We start from the raw sequence: 21,949 nt of genomic DNA on the forward strand, positions 1-21,949 counted from the left end.
GGGACGTGGCTCAGGCCAGGCCTGCGACCAGCTCGGATACCGCCTTGCGGCGTCCGGTGTAGAAGGGGACCTCCTCGCGGACGTGCATCCGCGCCTCGGAGGCACGCAGGTGGCGCATGAGGTCGACGATGCGGTGCAGCTCGTCGGCCTCGAAGGCCAGCAGCCACTCGTAGTCGCCCAGCGAGAAGGACGCGACCGTATTGGCGCGCACGTCCGGGAAGCCGCGGGCCATCTTGCCGTGGTCCGCGAGCATCCGGCGGCGGTCCTCGTCGGGCAGCAGGTACCAGTCGTAGGAGCGCACGAAGGGGTAGACGCTCACGTAGTCGCGGGCGACCTCGTCGGCCAGGAAGGCCGGGATGTGCGACTTGTTGAACTCCGCGGGGCGGTGCAGCGCCATGTTGGACCACACCGGCTCCAGGGCGCGGCCCAGCTTGGTGCGGCGGAAGAGGTTGTACGCCTCCTGGAGCGCGTCCGAGGTCTCCGAGTGCCACCAGATCATGACGTCGGCGTCGGCGCGCAGGCCGGAGAGGTCGTAGGTGCCGCGTACGACGACATCCTTGGCGGCGAGCTGGGCGAACAGCTCCTCGACCTCGTCGGCGTAGCCGGCGCGGTCCTCGGGCAGGGCGTCGCGGAGCTTGAAGACCGACCAGAGGGTGTAGCGGATGACCTCGTTGAGGTCCTTGGCCTTCTTGCCGGCGTTCGGGATCTTTTCGGGGGTGGCGGAAGCGTCAGTCATGCCGTCCATTCTCACTCGCCCGCCCCGGCGGCCTGCGCCAGGGTGGCCAGCACGGCGTCGGCGGCGCCGTGGGCGTCGGCGATGCAGGCGGGGATGCCCACGCCGCCGTAGACCGCGCCGCACACCCGCAGGCCGCCGAGGCCCGCGACGTCCTTGCGGATACGGGCCACCCGCTCCAGGTGTCCGACCGGGTACTGCGGCAGTCCGGCGTCCCAGCGGGTGACGGTGGAGGCGACGGGGCGGGCGCCCAGGCCCACCGCTTCGCCGAGGTCGGCGAGGGAGAGCGCGACCAGGTCGGCGTCCTCGCGCCGCAGGTCGGCCTCGTCCCCGTAGCGCCCGACGGAGGTGCGCAGCACGAACACGTCCGGGTCGGCGTCGGCGATCCAGCCCCACTTGCGGCTGGCGAAGGTGGACGCCTTGATCCGGTGGCCGTCCACGGGGGGTACGAGGAAGCCGCTGCCGCTGAGCACCTGCTCGACCTCCGAGCGGCGAAAGGCCATGGTGACCAGGGCCATCGAGGCGTACTCGACGCCGGCCAGCTCGGCTGCCGCGGCCGGGGCGTGGGAGGCCAGCAGCGCGGACGCGACGGGCGCGGGGGCCGCCAGCACCACCGCGTCCGCCTCGATCGCCCCGGCTCCGCCGGGTCCGTCCACGGCGATCCGCCAGCCCTGCGCGGTGCGCTCTAGGCCGCGTACGGGGGTGCGGGTGCGGATCGTGGCGCCCGCGGCCCGTACCGCTTCGGCGACCGCGAGCGGCAGCTGCCCGACGCCGCCGTCGATGCCCATGAAGACGGGCCCCTCGGCCTGCGGGCGGGCGGCGGCGCGCGCCTGGATCGCCCGTACGCCCTCGATCAGGGAGCGTTCGGCGCGGGCGGCCTCGAAGAGCTGGGGGACGGCGGCGCGCATCGAGATGCGGTAGGCGTCGCCCGCGTACACGCCGCCCAGCAGCGGCTCCACGAGCCGGTCGACGACCTCGCGGCCCAGGCGGGCGGCGACGTACTCGCCCACCGCCACGTCCTCGCCGACCTCCACCCGCGCCAGCGTCGCGTCCTCGCCGATACGCTCCAGGCCCTCCTGCGAGAGGACGCCGGAGGCCGCGAGCGGGCCCAGGTCGCCGGGGACGCCCATGAGATGGCCCTTGGGCATGGGGCGCAGCGCGCCGCGCGTCCACAGCGACGCGGTGGCCGTGGCGGGCGGCTGGAGGCGCTCGCCCAGTCCCACCGCGCGTGCGAGCTCGACCGCCTCCGGCCTTCTGGCCAGCATCGATTCGGCGCCGAGGTCGACCGGTACGCCCGCGATGTCGCCCGCGCGCAGCTTGCCGCCGAGCCGTCCGGTGGCTTCCAGTACGGTCACCCGCGCCCCGCCGCCGAGCAATCGGTGGGCGGCCGCCAGACCGGAGATCCCTCCGCCGATCACGACGACATGACCTGTGGCTGTGCCCGTACTGGCGTGCGCGTTGCTCATGTCCCCACTCTCTCAGAGTCCGCTCGGAGTCCTGACCGTGACCGCATCGGGACCCACGGGCCGCAACCCCCACCCCCTCGCGCCCCGTCGAACGGGCAACAACTTCACACCACTTCAGGGGTCGACGATGCAGCGGACCAGGCGGGGAAACGGGCGCGCGGCACACAGGGCGGGGACGGCGGCCGGGGTGCTGCTGGCGGCCTCACTGGTGGTCGCCGGGTGCAGCGGGGACAGCGGTGGGAACGCGGACGGGAAACGGGCCGATAAGGGCGTCGCGGCGCCCGACAAGGCGCCCGGAGCGGGCGGCGCGGCCCCGGCGCCCGGCAAGCCGCAGCGGCCGGGCGAGGGCGGCAAGCAGGACGGCGGGTCCGCCTCGCGGCCGGTCAGGCTCGCGCCGTCGCAGATCGTGCGGACGGCCACGGTCACCGTCGAGACCAAGGACGTGCCGGGCGCGCTGGCCAAGGCCCGTACGGCGGCGGAGGGGGCGGGCGGGTACGTCGGCGACGAGAGCACCGACCGGGACGCCGAGGGCGACGAGCGCTCGCGGGTGGTGCTGCGGGTGCCGCCGCAGGACTACGACGCGGTGCTGGAGCGGCTGTCGAAGCTGGGCACGCTCAAGGGGCGCCAGGTCTCGGCGAAGGACGTCACCGACGAGGTGGTGGACGTCGACAGCCGTATCCGCTCGCAGAAGCAGAGCGTGGCGCGGGTGCGGGAGCTGATGGACCGGGCGTCCTCGATCAGTGACGTGGTGGCCCTGGAGTCCGAACTGAGCACCCGGCAGGCGGACTTGGAGTCCCTTCAGGCACGGCTGGCCTCGCTCAAGGAGCGCACGGGGATGGCCACGATCACGCTGGTGCTGAGCGAGCCGGACACCCCGGCCGCGAAGAAGCAGACGAAGGACGACGACGGGACGTCGTTCACCGAGGCGCTGACCGGGGGCTGGGACGCCTTCACCACGACGGTGCGGTGGGTGCTGGTGGCCGTCGGCGCGGTGCTGCCGTTCGCGGCGGCCGCCGCGGTGCTCTACGCGCTGTGGTGGCTGGTGCGCACCCGGCTCGTACGGGCGCGGCTGCCGTGGCGTCGCCTGCGGACGGCGGACGGCGCGGCCCCCGTACCGGCCCCGAAGCGGAACGGACCGGCGCGGGAGGAGGGCCGGACGGACCGTTGACAGGCGGGGGGAGCGGGCAAAGACTCGGGGCCGAAGCAGCCGATCTTCCAGCGGCGGTCGCGCGGCGGTGTGCCGTGGGGCGACCCGGGACAGCGAGGACAGGGCCTGATGAGCGAGCAGCGTGTGCGCGATGTGTACGTCGTCGATGCCGTACGGACTCCGGTCGGCAAATACGGCGGCGCCCTGGCCGGGGTCCGCCCCGACGACCTGGCCGCGCAGGTGGTCAAGGCCCTGGTGGACCGCACGCCCGCGCTCGATCCGGCCCGTATCGACGATGTCTATTTCGGCGACGCCAACGCGGCGGGCGAGGACAACCGGAATGTGGCGCGGATGGCCGTGCTGCTGGCGGGGCTCCCCGCCACGGTGCCCGGCGTGACCGTCAACCGCCTGTGCGGTTCGGGCCTGGAGGCCGTCCTGCAGGCCGCCCGTGCCATCGCCCTGGGCGATGCCCATGTGGCGCTGGCGGGCGGGGTGGAGTCGATGAGCCGCGCGCCCTATGTGCTGCAGAAGCCCGAACGGGCCTTCCCCACCGGCCATCAGGAGCTGTTCTCCACGACGCTGGGCTGGCGGATGGTCAACCCCGCGATGCCGCCGCAGTGGACGGTCGCGCTCGGCGAGGGCGCCGAGCTGATCGCGGAGCGGCACTCCATCACCCGCGAGCAGCAGGACGTCTTCGCGCTGGCGAGCCATCAAAAGGCGGCGCGGGCCTGGCGGGAGGGCGCGTACGACGCCGAGGTGGTGCCGGTCGACGGCGTGGACCTGGCGCGAGACGAAACGATCCGGGAGAACTCCTCGCTGCAGGCGCTGGGCAAGCTCAGGCCGGTCTTCCGCGAGCGCGGCGGCACGGTCACGGCCGGGAACTCCTCCCCGCTCAACGACGGCGCCGCCGCCCTGCTGCTGTGCGACGAGGAGGGGCTGCGGGCCACCGGGCGGGAGCCGCTGGCGCGGATCGGCGCGAGCGCGGTGACGGGCATCGAGCCGCAGTTCTTCGGGCTGGGGCCGGTGGAGGCGGTCAGGCGGGCGCTGGAGAAGGCCGGGCGCGGCTTCGGCGAGCTGGCGGTGGCCGAGCTGAACGAGGCCTTCGCCGCGCAGGCGCTGGGCTGCCTGGGCGCCTGGCCCGAGCTGGACCCCTCGGTGGTCAACCCGCGCGGCGGCGCCATCGCCATCGGCCACCCGCTGGGTGCGTCCGGCGCCCGGCTCGCGGGCGCGGTGGCCCACCAGCTCAAGGCGGCCGGTTCCGGTACGGGCCTGGCGGCCCTGTGCATCGGGGTCGGGCAGGGCCTCGCGCTCGTCCTGGAGCGCTAGGAGTGCCGCGCACCTGCGTGGGGATCGTCGGCGGCGGCCCCGCGGGGCTGCTGCTGGCCAGGCTGCTGCACCGGCAGGGCATCGACAGCGTCGTCCTGGAGGCCAGGGACCGGGCGTACGCCGAGCGGCGCCAGCGGGCCGGGATGCTGGAGCAGGGCACCGTGGACATCCTGCGGGAGAGCGGGGCGGGAGAGCGGCTGGAGCGCGAGGGTCTGGTGCACGAGGGGGTGGAGCTGCGCTTCGAGGGGCGCGGGCACCGTATCGGCTTCCCCTCCCTGACCGGCGGCCGACGCGTGACGATCTACGCCCAGACCGAGATCGTCAAGGACCTGATCGCGCTCCAACTGGCCGACGGCGGGCCGCTGTTGTTCGAGGCGGAGGCCCTCGCGATCGAGAAGCCCGACTCCGACCGGCCGGGCGTGCGCTATCGCCACCGGGGCCGCGAGCAGGTGCTGGAGTGCGACATCGTGGCGGGCTGCGACGGCTCCTTCGGCGTCGCCCGGCGCGCCCTGCCCGCCGGCGGCCACACCCTGTACGAGCGCGACTACCCCTTCTCCTGGCTGGGCGTCCTGGCCGATGTCCCGCCCTCCTGCCGGGAGTTGGTCTACGCCCGGCACGAGCGGGGCTTCGCCCTGCACAGCATGCGCTCGCCCGCCGTCTCCCGCCTCTACCTCCAGGTCCCCAACGGCACCGACCCCGCCGACTGGCCCGACGAGCGCGTCTGGGACGAGCTGGCGCTGCGGCTGGGCACCGACGACGGCTGGACGCTGCGCCGCGGCCCCCTCACCGCCAAATCCGTCACGCCGATGCGCTCGCAGGTCATCGAGCCGATGCGGTACGGGCGTCTGCTGCTGGCCGGGGACGCCGCGCACATCGTGCCGCCGACCGGCGCCAAGGGCCTCAACCTCGCCCTCGGCGACGTCGTCCTGATGGCCCGCGCCATCGCCGAATGGCGGCGCACCGGCTCCTCGGCCGCGTTGGAGGCGTACTCCGATCTCTGCCTGCGCCGCGTCTGGCAGGCCGAGCGCTTCTCCTACGACATGACACTGATGCTGCACACCGCCGAGGACGCCTTCGAGCAGCGCGTACAGCTGGCCCGGCTGCAGCGGCTGGCCGAATCCCCGGCGGCGGCAGAGGAGTTCGCCCGCAACTACACGGGCCTGCCGCTGTCCCGCTAGCGGCCGTGCGGCGATCCGTTGTGACACTGTCTGTGCCGTCCCGGCCCGTGGAGGCCACGTCCGCGGCCCGGCGCCGTAGCGTGTGTCGTAGGTGCGCACAGGCGTACGCACCACGCGAACAGCACAGACAGTCAGTGCAGCGAAGGGATGGCGTGCCGTGGCCGAGCGACTGGTGATCATCGGGGGTGACGCGGCGGGTATGGCCGCCGCGTCCCAGGCCCGCAGGCTCAAGAAGCCCGAGGAGCTTCAGATCGTCGCCTTCGAGCGCAGCCATCACACCTCCTACTCCGCCTGCGGTATCCCCTACTGGATCGGCGGCGAGGTCGCGGGCCCGGACGAGCTGATCGCCCGTACGCCCGAGGAGCACCGCGCCCGCGACATCGACCTGCGGATGCGCACCGAGGTCACCGAACTCGACCTGGACGGCGGCCGGGTGCGCACCCGCGACCTGGAGAACGGCGGCACCTCGTCCTGGACGGGCTTCGACAAGCTCGTGATCGCCACCGGCGCCCGGCCCATCCGCCCCCCGCTGCCCGGCATCGACGCGCCGGGCGTGCACGGCGTGCAGACCCTGGACGACGGCGAGGCGCTGCTGGACACCCTCGCCCACTCCTCCGGCCGCCGGGCCGTGGTGGTGGGCGCGGGCTACATCGGCGTGGAGATGGCCGAGGCGCTGGTGCGCCGCGGCTACGAGGTCACCGTCCTGGACGCCGGTGAGCAGCCGATGTCCACCCTGGACCCGGACATGGGCAAGCTGGTGCACCAGGCGATGTGCGGCCTGGGCATCGAGACGGTGCGCGGCGCGACCGTCACGAAGATCCTCACCGATGCCTCGGGCCGGGCGTGCGCGGTGGCCACCGAGGACGAGGAGTACGAGGCGGACGTCGTCGTCCTGGGCATGGGGGTACGGCCCGAGACGGGCCTGGCGCGCGAGGCGGGCCTGCCGCTGGGCACCTCGGGCGGGCTGCTGACCGACCTGGGCATGCGGGTGCGCGGCCACGAGAACATCTGGGCGGGCGGGGACTGCGTCGAGGTGCTGGACCTGGTCTCGGGCCGCACCCGGCACATCGCGCTGGGCACCCACGCCAACAAGCACGGCCAGGTCATCGGGGCCAACGCGGGCGGCGGCTACGCCACCTTCCCGGGCGTGGTGGGCACCGCGGTCTCCAAGGTCTGCGACCTGGAGATCGCCCGCACCGGACTGCTGGAGAAGCAGGCCACCGAGGTCGGCCTGCGCTTCGTCACCGTCACCATCGAGTCCTCCAGCCGCGCGGGCTACATCCCCGGCTCGCGCCCGATGCACGTCAAGATGCTGGCCGAGCGGCGCACGGGGCGGCTGCTGGGGGTGCAGATCGTCGGCCGCGAGGGCGCGGGCAAGCGCGTGGACATCGCGGCGGTCGCGCTGACGGCGGGCATGACCGTCGAGCAGATGACGGCCCTGGACCTGGGCTACGCCCCGCCGTTCTCCCCCGTGTGGGACCCGGTGCTGGTGGCCGCCCGCAAGGCGACCTCCGCGGTGCGCGCCGCGGGCGTCTGAGCCACCCCCGGCTCGCGGGCGGGGCCAGGTCGGCGGCCCCGCCCGCTCCAGGGGGCGCTCAGCGAGCGGTCTGCTCGTGGACGTACTCCACCAGGCGGGTCAGCGCCTCCGGCTCGGTGTTGGGCAGCACGCCGTGGCCGAGGTTGAAGATGTGGCCCTCCAGGCCCGCGGCCGCGTCCAGGACCTCGCGGGCCTTGGTCTGCACGGCCTCGCGCGGGGCGAAGAGGACGGCGGGGTCGATGTTGCCCTGGAGCGCCTTGCCCGCGCCGACCCGGCGCTGCGCCTCGTCGAGCGGTACGCGCCAGTCGACGCCGACGACGTCCGCGCCCGCCTCGCCCATCAGCCCCAGCAGCTCGCCGGTGCCCACGCCGAAGTGGATCCGCGGCACGCCGTAGTGCTCAACCGCCTTGAAGACCTTGGTGGATGCGGGCATCACCGAGCGGCGGTAGTCGGCCGGGGCCAGCGCGCCGACCCAGGAGTCGAAGAGCTGCACGGCGCTCGCGCCGGCCTCGATCTGCACCTTCAGGAAGGCCGCGGTGATGTCGGCGAGCCGGTCCAGCAGGTCGGCCCACAGCCGCGGGTCGCCGTACATGAGCGCCTTGGTGTGCTCGTGGTTGCGCGACGGGCCGCCCTCGACGAGGTAGCTGGCGAGGGTGAAGGGCGCGCCCGCGAACCCGATGAGCGGGGTGGGGCCCAGCTCGCGCACCAGCATCCGGATGGCCTCGGTGACGTACGGGACGTCCTCGGGGTCCAGGGCGCGCAGCCGCTCCAGGTCCGCGCGGCTGCGGATGGGCTTGTCCACGACCGGTCCGACGCCGGGCTTGATGTCCAGGTCGATGCCGATGGCCTTGAGCGGGACGACGATGTCGCTGAAGTAGATGGCGGCGTCCACCTTGTGGCGGCGTACCGGCTGCAGCGTGATCTCGGTGACCAGCTCGGGCATCATGCAGGAGTCCAGCATCGCGATGCCCTCGCGGACCTTGCGGTACTCGGGCAGTGAGCGCCCGGCCTGGCGCATGAACCACACGGGCGTGTGCGGCACCGGCTCGCGCCGGCACGCCTTGAGGAAGGCCGAGTCGTACGTACCGGTCTGCTGCTGGCCCGAGGGGCTGTCGTTGGCACTCACGCCCAGAATCTTCGCACGCGCGCGAAGGGCTTCGGCGCTTAGCTCCAAATGGGCGACGCGCGCACCGGGTGTCCTCCCCGGATGCGGGGTCACTTCCGCCTAATCTTCCGGGCATGGCTGCGGCTCACGAACACCTCGCGGACAGCGCGGACGAGACCCCGATCCCCTTCCGTCAGGCGGTCGAGGCGCTCCGCGCGGCACGACTGCGGCCCGAGATCGAGATCGATCCGACGCCGGCGCCCAAACGGCTGGCGCCGTACGCGTACGCGCTGGAGGCGGCGGTCGTCGAGCGGGCCGAGGGGCCCGACGGGGAGGACACCGATCTCGCCGACGGACGGCTGGTGCTGCTGTACGACCCGGCCGGGCACGACGCCTGGCAGGGCACCTTCCGCATGGTGACGCTGGCGCGCGCCGAGCTGGAGCCGGAGATGGGCGCCGATCCGCTGCTGCCGGAGGTGTCCTGGTCGTGGCTGACGGGCGCGCTGGCGGCACGCGCGGTGCGCTACGGCGAACCGAGCGGTACGGTCACGCGCGCCGGCTCGCACTACTTCGGCGCGCTGGCGGACCGCGAACCGGCGACCCAGATCGAGATCCGGGCGTCCTGGACGCCGGCCGAGGGCCCGGGCGGGGTGCCGGATGTCGCGGCGCACCTGTCGGCCTGGTGCGATCTGCTGTGCCAGGTGGCCGGGCTGCCGCCGCTGTCGCTGGACGCGCCGCGCGGCGGTGTCGTACCGCTGCCGCAGCGGCGGGGCCCGCAGGCGCGCTGACGGTCCGTCGGGGCGGCGGGCCCCGCGGGCGGCGGCAGGGACGGTCGGCGCGGCGCTACGGCGGCGGCGCGTACGGTGTGCGGCACCGGGTCCGGAGGGCCGCGGGACACCTCCCTCCGATCAACTGTCCGATTTGCCGGAATTGAACCTAACTAAATCGTGATCAAACTCTAAAGTCGGGCCGGTTTGCTGCCGAAGAGGTCTGTGACCCTTCAAACACGGATCACTCCGGCTCACCCCTGAGAGTCGACTTCCGTCCCGCCACTCCCCCCAGGAGGCCCGGTGTCTGTTCTCCTCGAGCAACCTTCGAGCCTGGTCGCCTACCGCCCGAACAAGCCGACGGCCATGGTCGTCGTGGCCGACCCTCGCGTCCGCTCCACCGTCACCCGCCACCTGTGGGCACTTGGAGTACGGGACGTGATCGAGGCGTCGTCGATCGCGGAGGCCCGCCCACGAGTCGGCAACCCGCGCGACATCTGCGTTGCCGACGTCCACCTTCCCGATGGCTCCGGTCTGACCCTCCTGTCCGAGACCCGGGCCGCGGGCTGGCCCAACGGCCTGGCCCTGTCCGCGGCCGACGACATCGGCGCCGTGCGCAACGCCCTCGCGGGCGGCGTCAAGGGATATGTCGTCACCGGCACCCGTACCAACCTCGGAGTCCCGGGCCGCCCCGGCGCCGCGCCCATCGGCGCGGGCGCGGCCCGTATGCACCGCCGCCCGCCGGGCGCCCCCGGGCACCCCGGTGGCTACCGCGAGCTCTCGGGCCGCGAGGTGGAGGTGCTGCGGCTGGTCGCCGAGGGGCAGTCCAACAAGGCCATCGGCGTCTCGATGGGCCTGTCGGCGCTGACCGTCAAGAGCCACCTCGCCCGCATCGCCCGCAAGCTGGGCACCGGTGACCGGGCCGGGATGGTCGCCGTGGCGCTGCGTACCGGCATCATCCACTGACCCTTAACAAAACCGTCGCGCCCGTCGAGGGAACGTTCCCTCGACGGGCGCCGTGCATACACAGATACCCTTGACTGGTGACCGACGCCCAAAAGACCGCAGAAGACTCGACACTGCGAACCTCCGGAGAGTCCCCTCCGGACACCCGCCCGGCGCCGGTCCCCCTACTGGAACCGCGCGAGGGCATTCCGCCGGTGACGGCCACCGAAGAGGGCCTGGCCCAGGTCGTGGCCGCATTTGCCGCCGGCAGTGGCCCCGTGGCCGTGGACGCCGAGCGGGCCTCCGGGTACCGCTACGGACAGCGTGCCTATCTCGTACAGCTGCGCCGCGAGGGCGCGGGCAGCGTACTGATCGACCCGGTGGCCTGCCCCGACCTCAGCGCGCTGGGCGAGGCGATCGGCGGCACCGAGTGGGTGCTGCACGCCGCCACCCAGGATCTGCCGTGCCTGCGCGACATAGGCATGCTCCCCTCCCGGCTCTTCGACACCGAGCTGGCCGGACGGCTCGCGGGCTTCCCGCGGGTCGGGCTGGGCGCGATGGTCGAGAACGTCCTCGGCTACGCGCTGGAGAAGGGGCACTCCGCCGTCGACTGGTCCACCCGCCCGCTCCCCGAGCCCTGGCTGCGCTATGCGGCACTGGACGTGGAGCTGCTGGTGGACCTGCGCGACGCGCTGGAGGAGGAGCTGGAGCGGCAGGGGAAGCTGGAGTGGGCGCGGCAGGAGTTCGCCGCCATCGCCTCCGCTCCCCCCGCTCCGCCGCGCAAGGACCCCTGGCGCCGCACCTCCGGCATGCACAAGGTGCGCCGGCGGCGCCAGATGGCGGTGGTACGGGAACTGTGGACGGCCCGGGACAAGGTCGCGCAGAAGCGCGATGTCTCCCCGGGCAAGGTGCTGGGCGATGCCGCGATCGTCGAGGCGGCGCTGAACATGCCTCCCAACTCCCACGCCCTGGCGGCCCTGCCGGGCTACGGGCACCGGATGGGCCGACGGCAGCTGGAGCAGTGGCAGGCGGCGATCGACCGCGCCCGCGCGCTGCCGGAGGCCGAACTGCCGCAGCCGGGCCAGCCGCTCAACGGGCCGCCGCCGCCCCGCTCCTGGGCCGACAAGGACCCCGTCGCCGCGGCCCGGCTCTCCGCCGCGCGGGCCTCGGTGACCTCGCTCGCCGAGAACCTCAACCTGCCGCAGGAGAACCTGATCACCCCCGACACCGTGCGGCGGGTGTGCTGGGAGCCGCCCGCCGAGGCGACCGAGACCGCCGTCGCCGAGGCGCTGGCGGGCCACGGGGCGCGCGCCTGGCAGATCGAGCTGGTGGCGCCTCTCCTCCAGGAGGCGCTGCGGGAGGCGTCCGCCTGATCGGCGCCCGAGGACTTTCGCGTACGGGGGCCCGATACGGAGTGTGACCTTCGCCGCTCCCGCCGACAGGGGTGGGCAGCATGGTTACCCGCAAGTAGCATGACGGTGAGCCCGCGCCACGGCGAAGCCGTATCCGGTATGCCCGCGCGCAGCAACGTGCCATCCCGCACCTGGAGGAGAGCCAACGTGCCTCGTACCGCTAGGGACGTCGTCTTCGTCGACGGCGTCCGCACCCCGTTCGGCAAGGCGGGCCCGAAGGGCATCTACCACGAGACCCGCGCCGATGACCTGGTCGTCAAGTGCATCCGGGAGCTGCTGCGCCGGAACCCCGACCTGGACCCGGCCCGTATCGACGAGGTCGCCATCGCCGCCACGACGCAGATCGGCGACCAGGGCCTGACGCTGGGGCGCACGGCCGGCATTCTGGCCGGACTGCCGCAGAGCGTCCCCGGCTACTCCATCGACCGTATGTGCGCGGGCGCGATGACGGCCGTGACCAGCACCGCGGGGTCGATTTCCTTCGGTGCGTACGACGTAGTGGTCGCCGGCGGTGTCGAGCACATGGGCCGCCACCCCATGGGCGAGGGCGTGGACCCCAACCCGCGCTTCGTCTCGGAGAAGCTGGTCGACGAGTCCGCCCTGTTCATGGGCATGACGGCGGAGAACCTGCACGACCGCCTGCCGCACATCACCAAGCAGCGCGCGGACGAGTACGCGGTGCGCAGCCAGGAGAAGGCCGCCAAGGCCTACGCCAACGGCAAGATCCAGCAGGACCTGGTGCCGATCTCGGTGCGCCGCACCAGCCCCGAGGCCGGCGAGATCGGCTGGGGCCTGGCCACCGCCGACGAGCCGATGCGGCCGGGGACGACGCTGGAGAACCTGGCGTCCCTGAAGACCCCCTTCCGTCCGCACGGCCGGGTCACCGCCGGTAACGCCGCGGGCCTGAACGACGGCGCGACCGCCTCGCTGCTGGCCGCCGAGGACGTGGCGCGCGAGCTGGGCCTGCCGGTCAAGATGCGCCTGGTGGCGTACTCCTTCGCGGGCGTGGAGCCGGAGGTCATGGGCATCGGCCCGGTGCCGGCCACCGAGAAGGCGCTGCGCCAGGCCGGGCTGACCATCGACGACATCGGCCTGTTCGAGATCAACGAGGCCTTCGCCGTCCAGGTCCTGTCGCTGCTGGACCACTACGGCATCGCCGACGACGACCCGCGGGTGAACCAGTACGGCGGCGCGATCGCCTTCGGTCACCCCCTGGCGTCCTCGGGCGTGCGCCTGATGACGCAGCTGGCCCGGCAGTTCGAGGAGCAGCCCGAGGTCCGCTACGGCATCACCACCATGTGCGTCGGCTTCGGCATGGGCGGCACCGTTATCTGGGAGAACCCGCACTTCGAGGGGAACAAGTGACTACTACCACTGAGCTGTTGAAGGGTGCGGCCGAGCTGTTCCCGGACGAGGTCGTCACGCAGGCGCACGTACGCCACCTCGACCTGCCGGGCGGCGCGGGCAAGTTCGCGCTCATCACGCTGGACAACGGCCTGGACCACACCAAGCCGACCACCTTCGGACCGCAGTCGCTGGCGAACCTGAACGCCGCGATCGACCAGGTGGAGAAGGAGGCCGCGGAGGGCGGCATCGTCGGTGTCGGTGTCACCGGCAAGCCGTTCATCTTCGCGGTCGGCGCCGACCTCAAGGGCGTCGAGCTGCTGAAGAAGCACGAGGACGCGCTGGCCATCGGCAAGGGCGGCCACGACGTCTTCAAGCGGCTGTCCTCGCTGGCCGTACCGACCTTCGCGTACTACAACGGCGCGGCGATGGGCGGCGGCGTCGAGGTCGGTCTGCACTGCACCTACCGCACCGTCTCCAAGGCGCTGCCCGCCTTCTCGCTGCCCGAGGTCTTCCTCGGCCTGGTGCCGGGCTGGGGCGGCTGCGTCCTGCTGCCGAACCTGATCGGCGCGGACCGCGCGGTCTCGGTCATCATCGAGAACTCGCTCAACCAGAACAAGCAGCTCAAGGGCCAGCAGGTCTTCGAACTCGGCATCGCCGACGCCCTGTTCGAGGGTGCGGACTTCCTGGAGCAGTCGCTGATCTGGACCGCCTCCGTCCTCAAGGGCGAGACCGAGGTCGTACGGGCCGAGGTCGACCGCGGTGAGGCCTGGGACCAGGCCGTGGCGCGCGGCAAGGCGATCGCCGACGGCAAGGTGCACGGTGCGGCCCCGGCCGCGTACCGCGCCCTCGACATCATCGCCGCGGCCAAGAACGGCGACCTGCGCCAGGGCTTCGACGCCGAGGACCAGGCCCTCGCGGACCTGATCATGGGTGGCGAACTGCGCGCCGGGATCTACTCGTTCAACCTGGTGCAGAAGCGAGCCAAGCGCCCGGCCGGCGCCCCGGACAAGTCGCTCGCGCGCCCCGTCACCAAGGTGGGCGTGGTCGGCGCCGGGCTGATGGCCTCGCAGCTGGCGCTGCTGTTCGCGCGCCGCCTGGAGGTGCCGGTGGTCCTCACCGACATCGACCAGGCCCGGATCGACAAGGGCGTCGAGTACGTCCACGGCGAGATCGACAAGCTGCTGCTCAAGGGCCGCGTCAACCAGGACAAGGCCAACCGCCTCAAGGGTCTGGTGAGCGGCCACCTGGACAAGGCCACCGCCTTCGGCGACGCGGACTTCGTCATCGAGGCCGTCTTCGAGGAGATGGGCGTCAAGCAGCAGGTGTTCGCCGAGGTCGAGGCGGTCGTGCCCGAGCACGCCATCCTCGCCACCAACACCTCCTCGCTGTCGGTCACCGAGATGGCCTCCAAGCTCAAGCACCCCGAGCGGGTCGTGGGCTTCCATTTCTTCAACCCCGTCGCGATCCTGCCGCTGCTGGAGATCGTGCGGGCGGAGAAGACCGACGACGCCTCGCTGGCCACCGCCTTCGGTGTCGCCAAGAAGCTGAAGAAGACGGCCGTGCTGGTCAAGGACGCCCCGGCGTTCGTGGTCAACCGCATCCTGACCCGCTTCATGGGCGAGATCCAGAACGTCATCGACGAGGGCACCCCGGTCGAGGTCGCCGAGAAGGCCGTCGAGCCGCTCGGGCTGCCGATGTCGCCGCTGGTGCTGCTGGAGCTGGTGGGCCCGGCGATCGGTCTGCACGTCTCCGAGACGCTGCACGGCGCCTTCCCCGACCGCTTCACCGTCTCCCCCAACCTCGCCGCCGTCGTCAAGGCGGGCAAGCGCGGCTTCTACGTGTACGACTCCGGCAAGCCGGAGCTGGACCCCGAGGTCGCCGCGCTCCTCCAGCAGGGCGACGCCGTCCTGACCGAGGAGCAGGTGCGCGAGCGCGTCCTGGACGCGGTGGCGCAGGAGATCGGCCTGATGCTGGACGAGGGTGTCGTCGCCGAGGCCCAGGACATCGACCTGTGCCTGATCACCGGCGCGGGCTGGCCCTTCCACCTGGGCGGCATCACGCCGTACCTGGACCGCGCGGGCGTCTCCGAGCGCGTCAACGGGAAGAAGTTCCTGGCGCAGGGCGTGGCCAGCGTGCCCGCGTAGCCCTGATCCGACGGGACGTCGCCGCCCCGGTACTGCCGCTGTCGACAGCGGTGGTGCCGGGGCGGTCGCGTTCCGCCGGCCGCGAGCGGGCCTTTGGGCCATGGAGCGCAGGACTTTCGGCCCTGATCCCGTACGGCCCGGAACGCATCCCCCTTCACAGCGGTGCTCGACGGGAGCGCCCAGGAGGATGCACACACGATGAATCGCAACGAACGCAAGCAGCGGACGCGCGCACAGCGGGTCCGCCGGGCAGTGTGCTGGACCCTCGCCGGTGTGATCGTGGTCGGCGGCGGGCTCGGGTACTGGGCCTACGCGCACCTGAACAACAACCTCAGCAGCGTCGACATCGACGCGGCGCTGGGCAAGGACCGCCCCGCGAACCTCGACAACGGCTCGCAGGACATCCTCGTGCTGGGCTCCGACTCGCGCTCGGGCTCCAACAAGGACCTGGCCGGCGGTGACACGGGCGGCACGGCCCGCTCCGACACCGCGATGGTGATCCACATCCCCGAGGGCCGCAAGCGGGCGACCGCGGTGAGCATCCCGCGCGACACCCTGGTCACCCGCCCCCAGTGCACGACGGCCAAGGGCAAGGCCCTGCCGTCGGCGAACCGCGTGATGTTCAACTCCGTCTACACCACCGGCGGTCCGGCCTGTGTGGTCAAGACGGTGGAGAAGATGTCCGGCATCCGCATGGACCACTACGTCGAGATGGACTTCGCCGGCTTCAAGGACCTGGTCGACGCGCTGGGCGGGGTCACCGTCACCGTCGACCGGCCGATCCGCGACAAGGAGAGCGGCCTGGACCTGGACGCCGGCAGCCACAAGCTGGACGGCACCCGGTCCCTGGCGTTCGTCCGCACCCGGCACGGCATCGGTGACGGCAGCGACCTGGGCCGCATCGGGCTCCAGCAGAAGTTCATCCTGGCGCTGCTGACCGAGATCAAGCAGCAGAAGGTGCTGGACAGCCCGGCCCGCCTCTACAAGATCGCGGACGCGGCGACCAAGGCGATCACCACCGACTCCGGGCTGGGCTCGCTCACCTCGCTCGCCGACTTCGCCAAGAGCCTCAAGGACCTGGACACCGGCTCGATGGAGACCCTGATGCTGCCGGTCCAGTACGACAAGGCCGACCCCAACCGCGTGGTGGCGGCCCAGCCCCAGGCGGATGACCTGTGGACGGCGCTGCGGGCCGACCGGCCCGTACCCGCCGCGGCGAAGAAGTCGCCCGCGCACGGCGGCTGATCGCTCCTCCCCTGCTGTCGGCCCGGGGCGCCCAGCGCGCCGGGCCGGCGGCGTTTCCGGGAAGTGCCCCGGTGGTCAGCGCGCCTGGCGCAGCTCGTACAGCACGGCTCCGTCCGCAGTGCCCAGGCGCTCGTAGCGCGCCTCCAGAAGTGCGCGGAGCGCGGGCATGCGGTGGGGCGGGTAGGGCTTGTCGCGGGAGTCGTCGACGATCAACGGCGGGGGTGCGGTGGAGAGTTCGCGGCGGAAGGCGGGCCAGGAGCCGGGGACGGCGTGGCGGGCGCCGACGCGGGCCGGGCCGCGGCCGCCGCTGTAGTTGGTGAGCAGGCCGGCGGTGAGGAAACGGCTGGCGGGGGTGCGGTCGGCGAGCCAGTACTGCTCGGGGTGTATGCCCCAGATCAGGACGCGGTCGGCGGGGCCGGTCCGCTCGCGCACGGCCGCCACCACCCGTGCGGTGTGCGCGAGTTCGGCGGGGCGGGCGGTGAATCCCCAGGCCAGGAAGGCCGCGCAGGACAGGGCACACAGGGTGTACGCGGGACGGCGGGCGTGGCGCGGCAGGCGGGCCAGCGCGGCGGCGGCGAGCAGCGCCAGGGGCGGCATGAGCTGCAGGTAGTAGTGGCCGAAGAAGTGGAAGCCGGTGGTCACCGCGAGGGCGGAGGCGGCCAGCCACAGCCACAGCTCGGGGCAGCCGGTGGGGCGGCGGCGCAGCAGCGGCAGCAGCAGACCGGCGCAGGAGGCGCTCAGCAGGCCCGCGTTGGCGGCGGCGCGGCCCGCGGCCAGCAGGACGGAGCCGTCCACCGAGGCGTACGCGCCGGAGCCGGTGACCGTCCAGAACAGCAGCCGTCCCGGCGAGGTGACCAGTGCCGCCGCCAGGAGGGGAAGCGCGAGGCCCGCGGCCAGGCGGGCGGCGGCGCGGGAGCGGGGAGGGCGTGCGGTGTCCTGGCGCTCCGGCGCGTACCGCAGGAGCAGGCACAGGACGGGGAGCAGGGCCGCTCCCCCGGTCTGCTTGGTGAGCAGGGCGGCGGCCACGGACAGGCCCGCGCCCAGCCAGCGTCCGCGGTCCGCGCACCACACGGCGGCGACGGTGGCCGGCAGCATGAAGACCTCGAAGATCGCGGCCTGGGCGTCCTGCGGGTTCAGTCCGATGGAGACCAGGAGGTACAGGACGGCGGCGGCGCGCCCGGCTGCGTCGCCCCAGCGGCGGCGGGCGAGCGAGGCCAGCAGCAGCGCGGTCGTCAACTGCGCGAGCATCGCCAACACTCGTACGGGCCACAGGGATTGGTCACCGAAGAGGGCGAAACAGGCCTGGTAGAGCCAGGGCAGCAGCGGGGGTTTGCGGTCCACGACCGTCTCGTACAGGACGCCGCCGTCGGCCAGTATCCGGGCCTGGGTGGCGAGGAAGCCCTCGTCCGGGTTCCACAACGGCTGGGTGAAGGAGGGCAGTCGGGTCAGCAGCGCGAGCCCGGCGAGCAGCGGGAGGAGTCGTGGCCAGAACGGCGGGCGGGAACAGGACCGGAGCGCCTCGGGCCGCGGGCGAAAGGGGGCGGTGGGGGCGAGGGGGCCGGGCATGGTGCTCAACTTAGGGCCCCGTATGCCTGGTTAAGGCACGACATACGGGGCCTTGGAACCGGGGTGAGGACGAGGTCAGCGCATACGGCTGTGGGAGCGGCCGTAGAGGAAGTAGATGACGAAGCCGAGGGCCATCCACGCGCCGAACCGCAGCCAGGTCTCGGCGGGCAGGTTGAGCATCAGCCACAGCGAGGCCAGCACGGACAGTACGGGCACCAGCGGGACCAGCGGGGTGCGGAAGGCGCGCGGCAGGTCGGGGCGGGTGCGGCGCAGAATGATCACGCCGAGGGCGACGACGACGAAGGCGAACAGCGTGCCGATGTTGACCAGTTCGGCCAGGACGTCGATCGAGGTGAAGCCCGCGACGATCGCCACGACTACGCCGAGCGCGATCGTGGAGCGGTAGGGCGTACCGAACCGCGGGTGGACGGTGGAGAAGACCTTGGGCAGCAGCCCGTCCCGGCTCATCGCGAAGAACACCCGGCTCTGCCCGAGCAGCAGGATCATGCACACCGAGGTCAGGCCGACGGCCGCGCCGAAGCTGATCAGCCCGGCCCAGAAGGGGTGGCCGACCGCCTTGAAGGCGTCGGCGAGCGGGGCGTCCACCGTCAGCTGGGTGTACTTCTGCATGCCGGTGACCACGATCGAGACCGCGACGTAGAGCACCGTGCAGATGAGCAGCGAGCCGAGGATGCCGCGCGGCACGTCCCGCTGCGGGTTGTGGGTCTCCTCGGCGGCGGTGGCCACGATGTCGAAGCCGATGAAGGCGAAGAAGACCACGGCGGCCGCGGCGAAGATGCCCATCACCCCGAAGTCGCTGGGCGTGAAGCCGAACATCAGCTGGGACAGCGGCGCCGCCAGGCCGTTGCTCGCCTCGGAGGCCTGGGACGGCGGGACGAACGGGTCGTAGTTGTCGCCCTTGATGAAGAAGGCGCCGACGATGATGACCAGCAGGACGACGGTGACCTTCACCGCGACCACCACCGCCGTCACCCGTGAGGACAGCTTCATCCCGGCCACCAGGATGCCGGTCAGCACGAGCACCAGCACACAGGCCAGCAGGTCGAAACCGAACTCGCCGTGGCTGGGCCCGGACAGCTCCTGCGGCAGATGCCAGCCCGCGGTGTCCAACAGCGAGCGGATATAGCCGGACCAGCCGACCGCGACCACCGCGCAGCCCAGCGCCAGCTCCAGGATGAGGTCCCAGCCGATGATCCAGGCGGGGAGTTCGCCCAGGGAGGCGTAGGAGAAGGTGTACGCGGACCCGGCGACCGGGACGGTGGAGGCGAACTCCGCGTAACACAGCGCGGCCAGCGCGCACACGGCGCCCGCGACGACGAAGGAGAGCGCGACCGCGGGGCCCGCGGTCTCCTTGGCGATCTTTCCGGTGAGCACGAAGATGCCGGTGCCGATGACGACACCGACCCCGAACACGGTCAGATCCAGCACCGACAGCGATTTCTTGAGCGCGTGCTCCGGCTCCTCGGTGTCCTGGATGGACTGCTCCACCGATTTGGTACGGAAGACGCCGCTGCCACGGCCTGGGACCTGCTGCGTACTGCTCATGGGCGAACCTCCGCCTGGGGTGGACCGGTACGACTGATGAACTGACCGAGTTTCCGCAATGGTTGGTATGCCCGCCGGGCAGCGCGGCCACGGCTGGTGGGGATTCACCCGATGGGGCGGCGGGCGGCGTATGCGCGCGGGCCGCGGCAGCCACCCGTACGGGTTCGGGCACCGGGTACGCGAAAGGGCCGGCCCCTTGCGGATGTGCTCCGGAAGGGGCCGGCCCTTGAGATCCTGCGGGTCCTGCGAGGTGCGGAGGGTCAGTCGCGCGCGGCGTCGGCCGTGGCCTTCTCGCTGTCCGCCGCGGCCGCGTCGTCCGTGTCCTCGTAACGGCCGTCGATCTTGGAGACCAGCCCCGTGACCTGGCGGGCGATGTCCGGCGCGGTCAGCCCGATCTCGGCCATGACCTCCTTGCGGGAGGCGTGGTCCAAGAAGCGCTCGGGGATGCCGAAGTCGCGCAGCGGGAGGTCGACCCCGGCGTCGCGCAGCGCCTGCGCGACGGCCGAACCCACGCCGCCGGAGCGGCTGTTGTCCTCGACGGTGACCACCACGCGGTGCTCGGCGGCCAGGCCCGGCAGCGCCTCGTCGACCGGCTTGACCCAGCGCGGGTCCACGACGGTGGTGGAGATGCCCTGCTTGTCCAGGAGGTCGGCGATCTCCAGGCACATGGGGGCCAGCGCACCCACGGAGACCAGCAGGACGTCGGGCCGCTGGACGCTGTCGTCGGGGCGGCGCAGCACGTCCATGCCGCCGACCCTGCCGATGGCCTCGACGGCCGGGCCGACCTTGCCCTTGGAGTAGCGCACCACGGTCGGGGCGTCCTTGACCTGGACGGCCTCGCGCAGCTGGGCGCGCACCTGGTCGGCGTCGCGCGGGGCGGCGATCCGCAGGCCGGGGACTACCTGGAGCAGGGACATGTCCCACATGCCGTTGTGCGAGGCGCCGTCGTCGCCGGTGACGCCCGCGCGGTCCAGGACGAAGGTGACGCCGCACTTGTGCAGCGCGACGTCCATCAGGACCTGGTCGAAGGCGCGGTTGAGGAAGGTGGCGTAGACCGCGAAAACGGGGTGCAGACCGCCGGTGGCCAGGCCCGCCGCCGATACGGCGGCGTGCTGCTCGGCGATGCCGACGTCGTAGACCCGGTCGGGGAACTCCTTGGCGAACTTGCCCAGGCCCACCGGCTGGAGCATCGCGGCCGTGATGGCGACGATGTCCTTGCGCTCGTGGCCGAGCTTGACCATTTCCTCGCCGAAGACGGAGGTCCAGCTGGCGCCGCCGGAGGCCACCGGCAGGCCGGTGTCGGGGTGGATGACGCCGATGCCGTGGAAGCGGTCGGCCTCGTCCTGCTCGGCCGGGCGGTAGCCGCGGCCCTTCTCCGTCAGGCAGTGCACGATGACCGGGCCGCCGAAGCGCTTGGCGCGCTGCAGCGCGGACTCCAGGGCCTCGGTGTCGTGGCCGTCGATGGGGCCGAGGTACTTCAGGCCCAGGTCCTCGAACATGCCCTGCGGGGCGATGAAGTCCTTCAGGCCCTTCTTGGCGCCGTGCAGGGTCTCGTACAGCGGCTTGCCGACGACCGGGGTGCGCTCCAGCAGGTCCTTGCCGCGGGCCAGGAAGCGCTCGTAGCCGTCGGTGGTACGGAGCGTGGCGAGGTGGTTGGCCAGGCCGCCGATGGTCGGCGCGTAGGAGCGCTCGTTGTCGTTGACCACGATGACCAGCGGGCGGTCCTTGGCCACGGCGATGTTGTTCAGCGCCTCCCAGGCCATGCCGCCGGTCAGCGCGCCGTCACCGATGACCGCGACGACGTGGTCGGACTTGCCGCGCACCTGGTTGGCCTTGGCCAGGCCGTCGGCCCAGCCCAGGACGGTGGAGGCGTGGGAGTTCTCGATCACGTCGTGCTCGGACTCGGCGCGCGAGGGGTAGCCGGACAGGCCGCCCTTGGAGCGCAGCTTGCCGAAGTCCTGGCGGCCGGTGAGCAGCTTGTGGACGTAGGCCTGGTGCCCGGTGTCGAAGAGGACCTTGTCCTTGGGCGAGTCGAAGACGCGGTGCAGGGCGATGGTCAGCTCGACCACGCCGAGGTTCGGGCCGAGGTGTCCGCCGGTCTTGGAGACGGCGTCGACGAGGAAGGTGCGGATCTCCCCGGCGAGCTGCGCAAGCTGCTCCGGGCCGAGCCGGTCCAGATCGCGCGGTCCCCTGATACGGGTCAGCAGCGCCACCCGTGCCTCCTTGCTTTCGCTGTCGAGCTGGTTCGAGCTTGCCGATCTGTCGAGTCTAATGTTCCGCCTGCGGCGACGTCGGTCGGGTTGTGCGATGTAAGTCACACAGATGGCCGTCGTACGCCCTCGCCCACGGCCGACCCACCCGCCCCGGCGCCCCCTCCCCTGCCATCGCCCCCGGTGAGCCCCGCTCCCCGACCCCCCGGTCGGTTCCGCACCCGCGAGCGGGGTCGGCTCGATCCCGTCAGCCCC

At 72.5% G+C, this 21,949-nt stretch carries 16 protein-coding genes; 10 read left to right on the plus strand and 6 right to left on the minus strand.

The features are described 5' to 3' along the window. Nucleotides 1-10: 10 nt before the first annotated feature. Nucleotides 11-745, minus strand: coding sequence for a hydrogen peroxide-dependent heme synthase (gene hemQ, locus AC4IJH_RS21260; protein WP_490853380.1), 735 nt, complete (start codon nt 743-745; stop codon nt 11-13). A 2-nt stretch (nt 746-747) separates the two neighbouring features. Then, nucleotides 748-2,199 (minus strand): protoporphyrinogen oxidase, encoded by a 1,452-nt coding sequence (hemG, locus tag AC4IJH_RS21265; RefSeq protein ID WP_490853381.1) that lies wholly within the window; start codon nt 2,197-2,199, stop codon nt 748-750. A gap of 127 nt (nt 2,200-2,326) precedes the next feature. Between hemG and AC4IJH_RS21270 the strand changes: the two genes are divergently transcribed. The 4 genes from AC4IJH_RS21270 to AC4IJH_RS21285 all read left to right on the plus strand — a co-directional run bounded on the left by AC4IJH_RS21270 (nt 2,327) and on the right by AC4IJH_RS21285 (nt 7,387). Beyond that, the gene (locus AC4IJH_RS21270; protein ID WP_490853382.1) at nt 2,327-3,367 is read left to right on the plus strand and encodes a DUF4349 domain-containing protein; all 1,041 of its coding nucleotides are present in this window, start codon (nt 2,327-2,329) and stop codon (nt 3,365-3,367) included. Nucleotides 3,368-3,475: 108 nt separating this feature from the next. Beyond that, entirely contained in the window at nt 3,476-4,672 is a 1,197-nt protein-coding gene (locus tag AC4IJH_RS21275; protein WP_490853383.1) for a thiolase family protein, read from the plus strand. 2 nt (nt 4,673-4,674) lie between these two features. Continuing rightward, nucleotides 4,675-5,850, plus strand: coding sequence for a 4-hydroxybenzoate 3-monooxygenase (locus AC4IJH_RS21280; protein ID WP_490853384.1), 1,176 nt, complete (start codon nt 4,675-4,677; stop codon nt 5,848-5,850). A 157-nt stretch (nt 5,851-6,007) separates the two neighbouring features. Then, nucleotides 6,008-7,387 carry an FAD-dependent oxidoreductase gene (locus AC4IJH_RS21285; RefSeq protein ID WP_490853385.1) on the plus strand — a complete coding sequence of 460 codons (1,380 nt, stop codon included), beginning with the start codon at nt 6,008-6,010 and terminating at the stop codon, nt 7,385-7,387. 58 nt (nt 7,388-7,445) lie between these two features. Here the strand turns inward: AC4IJH_RS21285 and hemE are convergent, their stop codons facing one another. Next, nucleotides 7,446-8,513 carry a uroporphyrinogen decarboxylase gene (gene hemE / locus AC4IJH_RS21290; protein ID WP_490853386.1) on the minus strand — a complete coding sequence of 356 codons (1,068 nt, stop codon included), beginning with the start codon at nt 8,511-8,513 and terminating at the stop codon, nt 7,446-7,448. 113 nt (nt 8,514-8,626) lie between these two features. Here hemE and AC4IJH_RS21295 point away from each other — a divergent pair, with 113 nt between their 5' ends. From AC4IJH_RS21295 to AC4IJH_RS21320, 6 genes are all read left to right on the plus strand, one after another. Next, complete coding sequence (locus AC4IJH_RS21295; protein ID WP_490853387.1) at nt 8,627-9,280, plus strand: DUF3000 domain-containing protein; 654 nt, start codon at nt 8,627-8,629, stop codon at nt 9,278-9,280. A gap of 282 nt (nt 9,281-9,562) precedes the next feature. Next, nucleotides 9,563-10,225: a LuxR C-terminal-related transcriptional regulator gene (locus tag AC4IJH_RS21300; RefSeq protein ID WP_490853388.1), complete on the plus strand. Its 663-nt coding sequence runs from the start codon at nt 9,563-9,565 to the stop codon at nt 10,223-10,225. A gap of 77 nt (nt 10,226-10,302) precedes the next feature. Further along, nucleotides 10,303-11,577 (plus strand): ribonuclease D, encoded by a 1,275-nt coding sequence (locus AC4IJH_RS21305; RefSeq protein WP_490853389.1) that lies wholly within the window; start codon nt 10,303-10,305, stop codon nt 11,575-11,577. A gap of 186 nt (nt 11,578-11,763) precedes the next feature. Then, nucleotides 11,764-12,981 (plus strand): thiolase family protein, encoded by a 1,218-nt coding sequence (locus AC4IJH_RS21310; RefSeq protein WP_490853390.1) that lies wholly within the window; start codon nt 11,764-11,766, stop codon nt 12,979-12,981. Next, complete coding sequence (locus AC4IJH_RS21315) at nt 12,978-15,107, plus strand: 3-hydroxyacyl-CoA dehydrogenase NAD-binding domain-containing protein (protein ID WP_490853391.1); 2,130 nt, start codon at nt 12,978-12,980, stop codon at nt 15,105-15,107. The genes AC4IJH_RS21310 and AC4IJH_RS21315 overlap by 4 nt, the downstream gene beginning before the upstream one ends. Nucleotides 15,108-15,305: 198 nt before the next feature. Beyond that, nucleotides 15,306-16,352, plus strand: coding sequence for an LCP family protein (locus tag AC4IJH_RS21320; protein WP_490853392.1), 1,047 nt, complete (start codon nt 15,306-15,308; stop codon nt 16,350-16,352). A gap of 75 nt (nt 16,353-16,427) precedes the next feature. Here the strand turns inward: AC4IJH_RS21320 and AC4IJH_RS21325 are convergent, their stop codons facing one another. The 3 genes from AC4IJH_RS21325 to dxs all read right to left on the minus strand — a co-directional run bounded on the left by AC4IJH_RS21325 (nt 16,428) and on the right by dxs (nt 21,697). Further along, nucleotides 16,428-17,918 (minus strand): ArnT family glycosyltransferase, encoded by a 1,491-nt coding sequence (locus AC4IJH_RS21325; protein WP_490853393.1) that lies wholly within the window; start codon nt 17,916-17,918, stop codon nt 16,428-16,430. Nucleotides 17,919-17,993: 75 nt separating this feature from the next. Next, nucleotides 17,994-19,484, minus strand: a complete 1,491-nt coding sequence (locus AC4IJH_RS21330; protein WP_490853394.1) for an amino acid permease — start codon at nt 19,482-19,484, stop codon at nt 17,994-17,996. Nucleotides 19,485-19,744: 260 nt separating this feature from the next. Further along, a complete protein-coding gene (gene dxs, locus AC4IJH_RS21335; RefSeq protein WP_490853395.1) occupies nt 19,745-21,697 on the minus strand; it encodes a 1-deoxy-D-xylulose-5-phosphate synthase in 1,953 nt (650 codons plus the stop codon). Between the last annotated feature and the right edge of the window lie 252 nt (nt 21,698-21,949).

The organism is Streptomyces sp. UF-297, from assembly GCF_058245575.1.

Bases quoted from the DNA above. Each gene is read 5' to 3' on its own strand.
- hemQ (WP_490853380.1), bottom strand. From the start codon at position 745: ATGGACGGCATGACTGACGCTTCCGCCACCCCCGAAAAGATCCCGAAC.
- hemG (WP_490853381.1), bottom strand. From the start codon at position 2,199: ATGAGCAACGCGCACGCCAGTACGGGCACAGCCACAGGTCATGTCGTC.
- AC4IJH_RS21270 (WP_490853382.1), top strand. From the start codon at position 2,327: ATGCAGCGGACCAGGCGGGGAAACGGGCGCGCGGCACACAGGGCGGGG.
- AC4IJH_RS21325 (WP_490853393.1), bottom strand. From the start codon at position 17,918: ATGCCCGGCCCCCTCGCCCCCACCGCCCCCTTTCGCCCGCGGCCCGAG.
- AC4IJH_RS21330 (WP_490853394.1), bottom strand. From the start codon at position 19,484: ATGAGCAGTACGCAGCAGGTCCCAGGCCGTGGCAGCGGCGTCTTCCGT.
- AC4IJH_RS21320 (WP_490853392.1), top strand. From the start codon at position 15,306: ATGAATCGCAACGAACGCAAGCAGCGGACGCGCGCACAGCGGGTCCGC.
- AC4IJH_RS21295 (WP_490853387.1), top strand. From the start codon at position 8,627: ATGGCTGCGGCTCACGAACACCTCGCGGACAGCGCGGACGAGACCCCG.
- AC4IJH_RS21275 (WP_490853383.1), top strand. From the start codon at position 3,476: ATGAGCGAGCAGCGTGTGCGCGATGTGTACGTCGTCGATGCCGTACGG.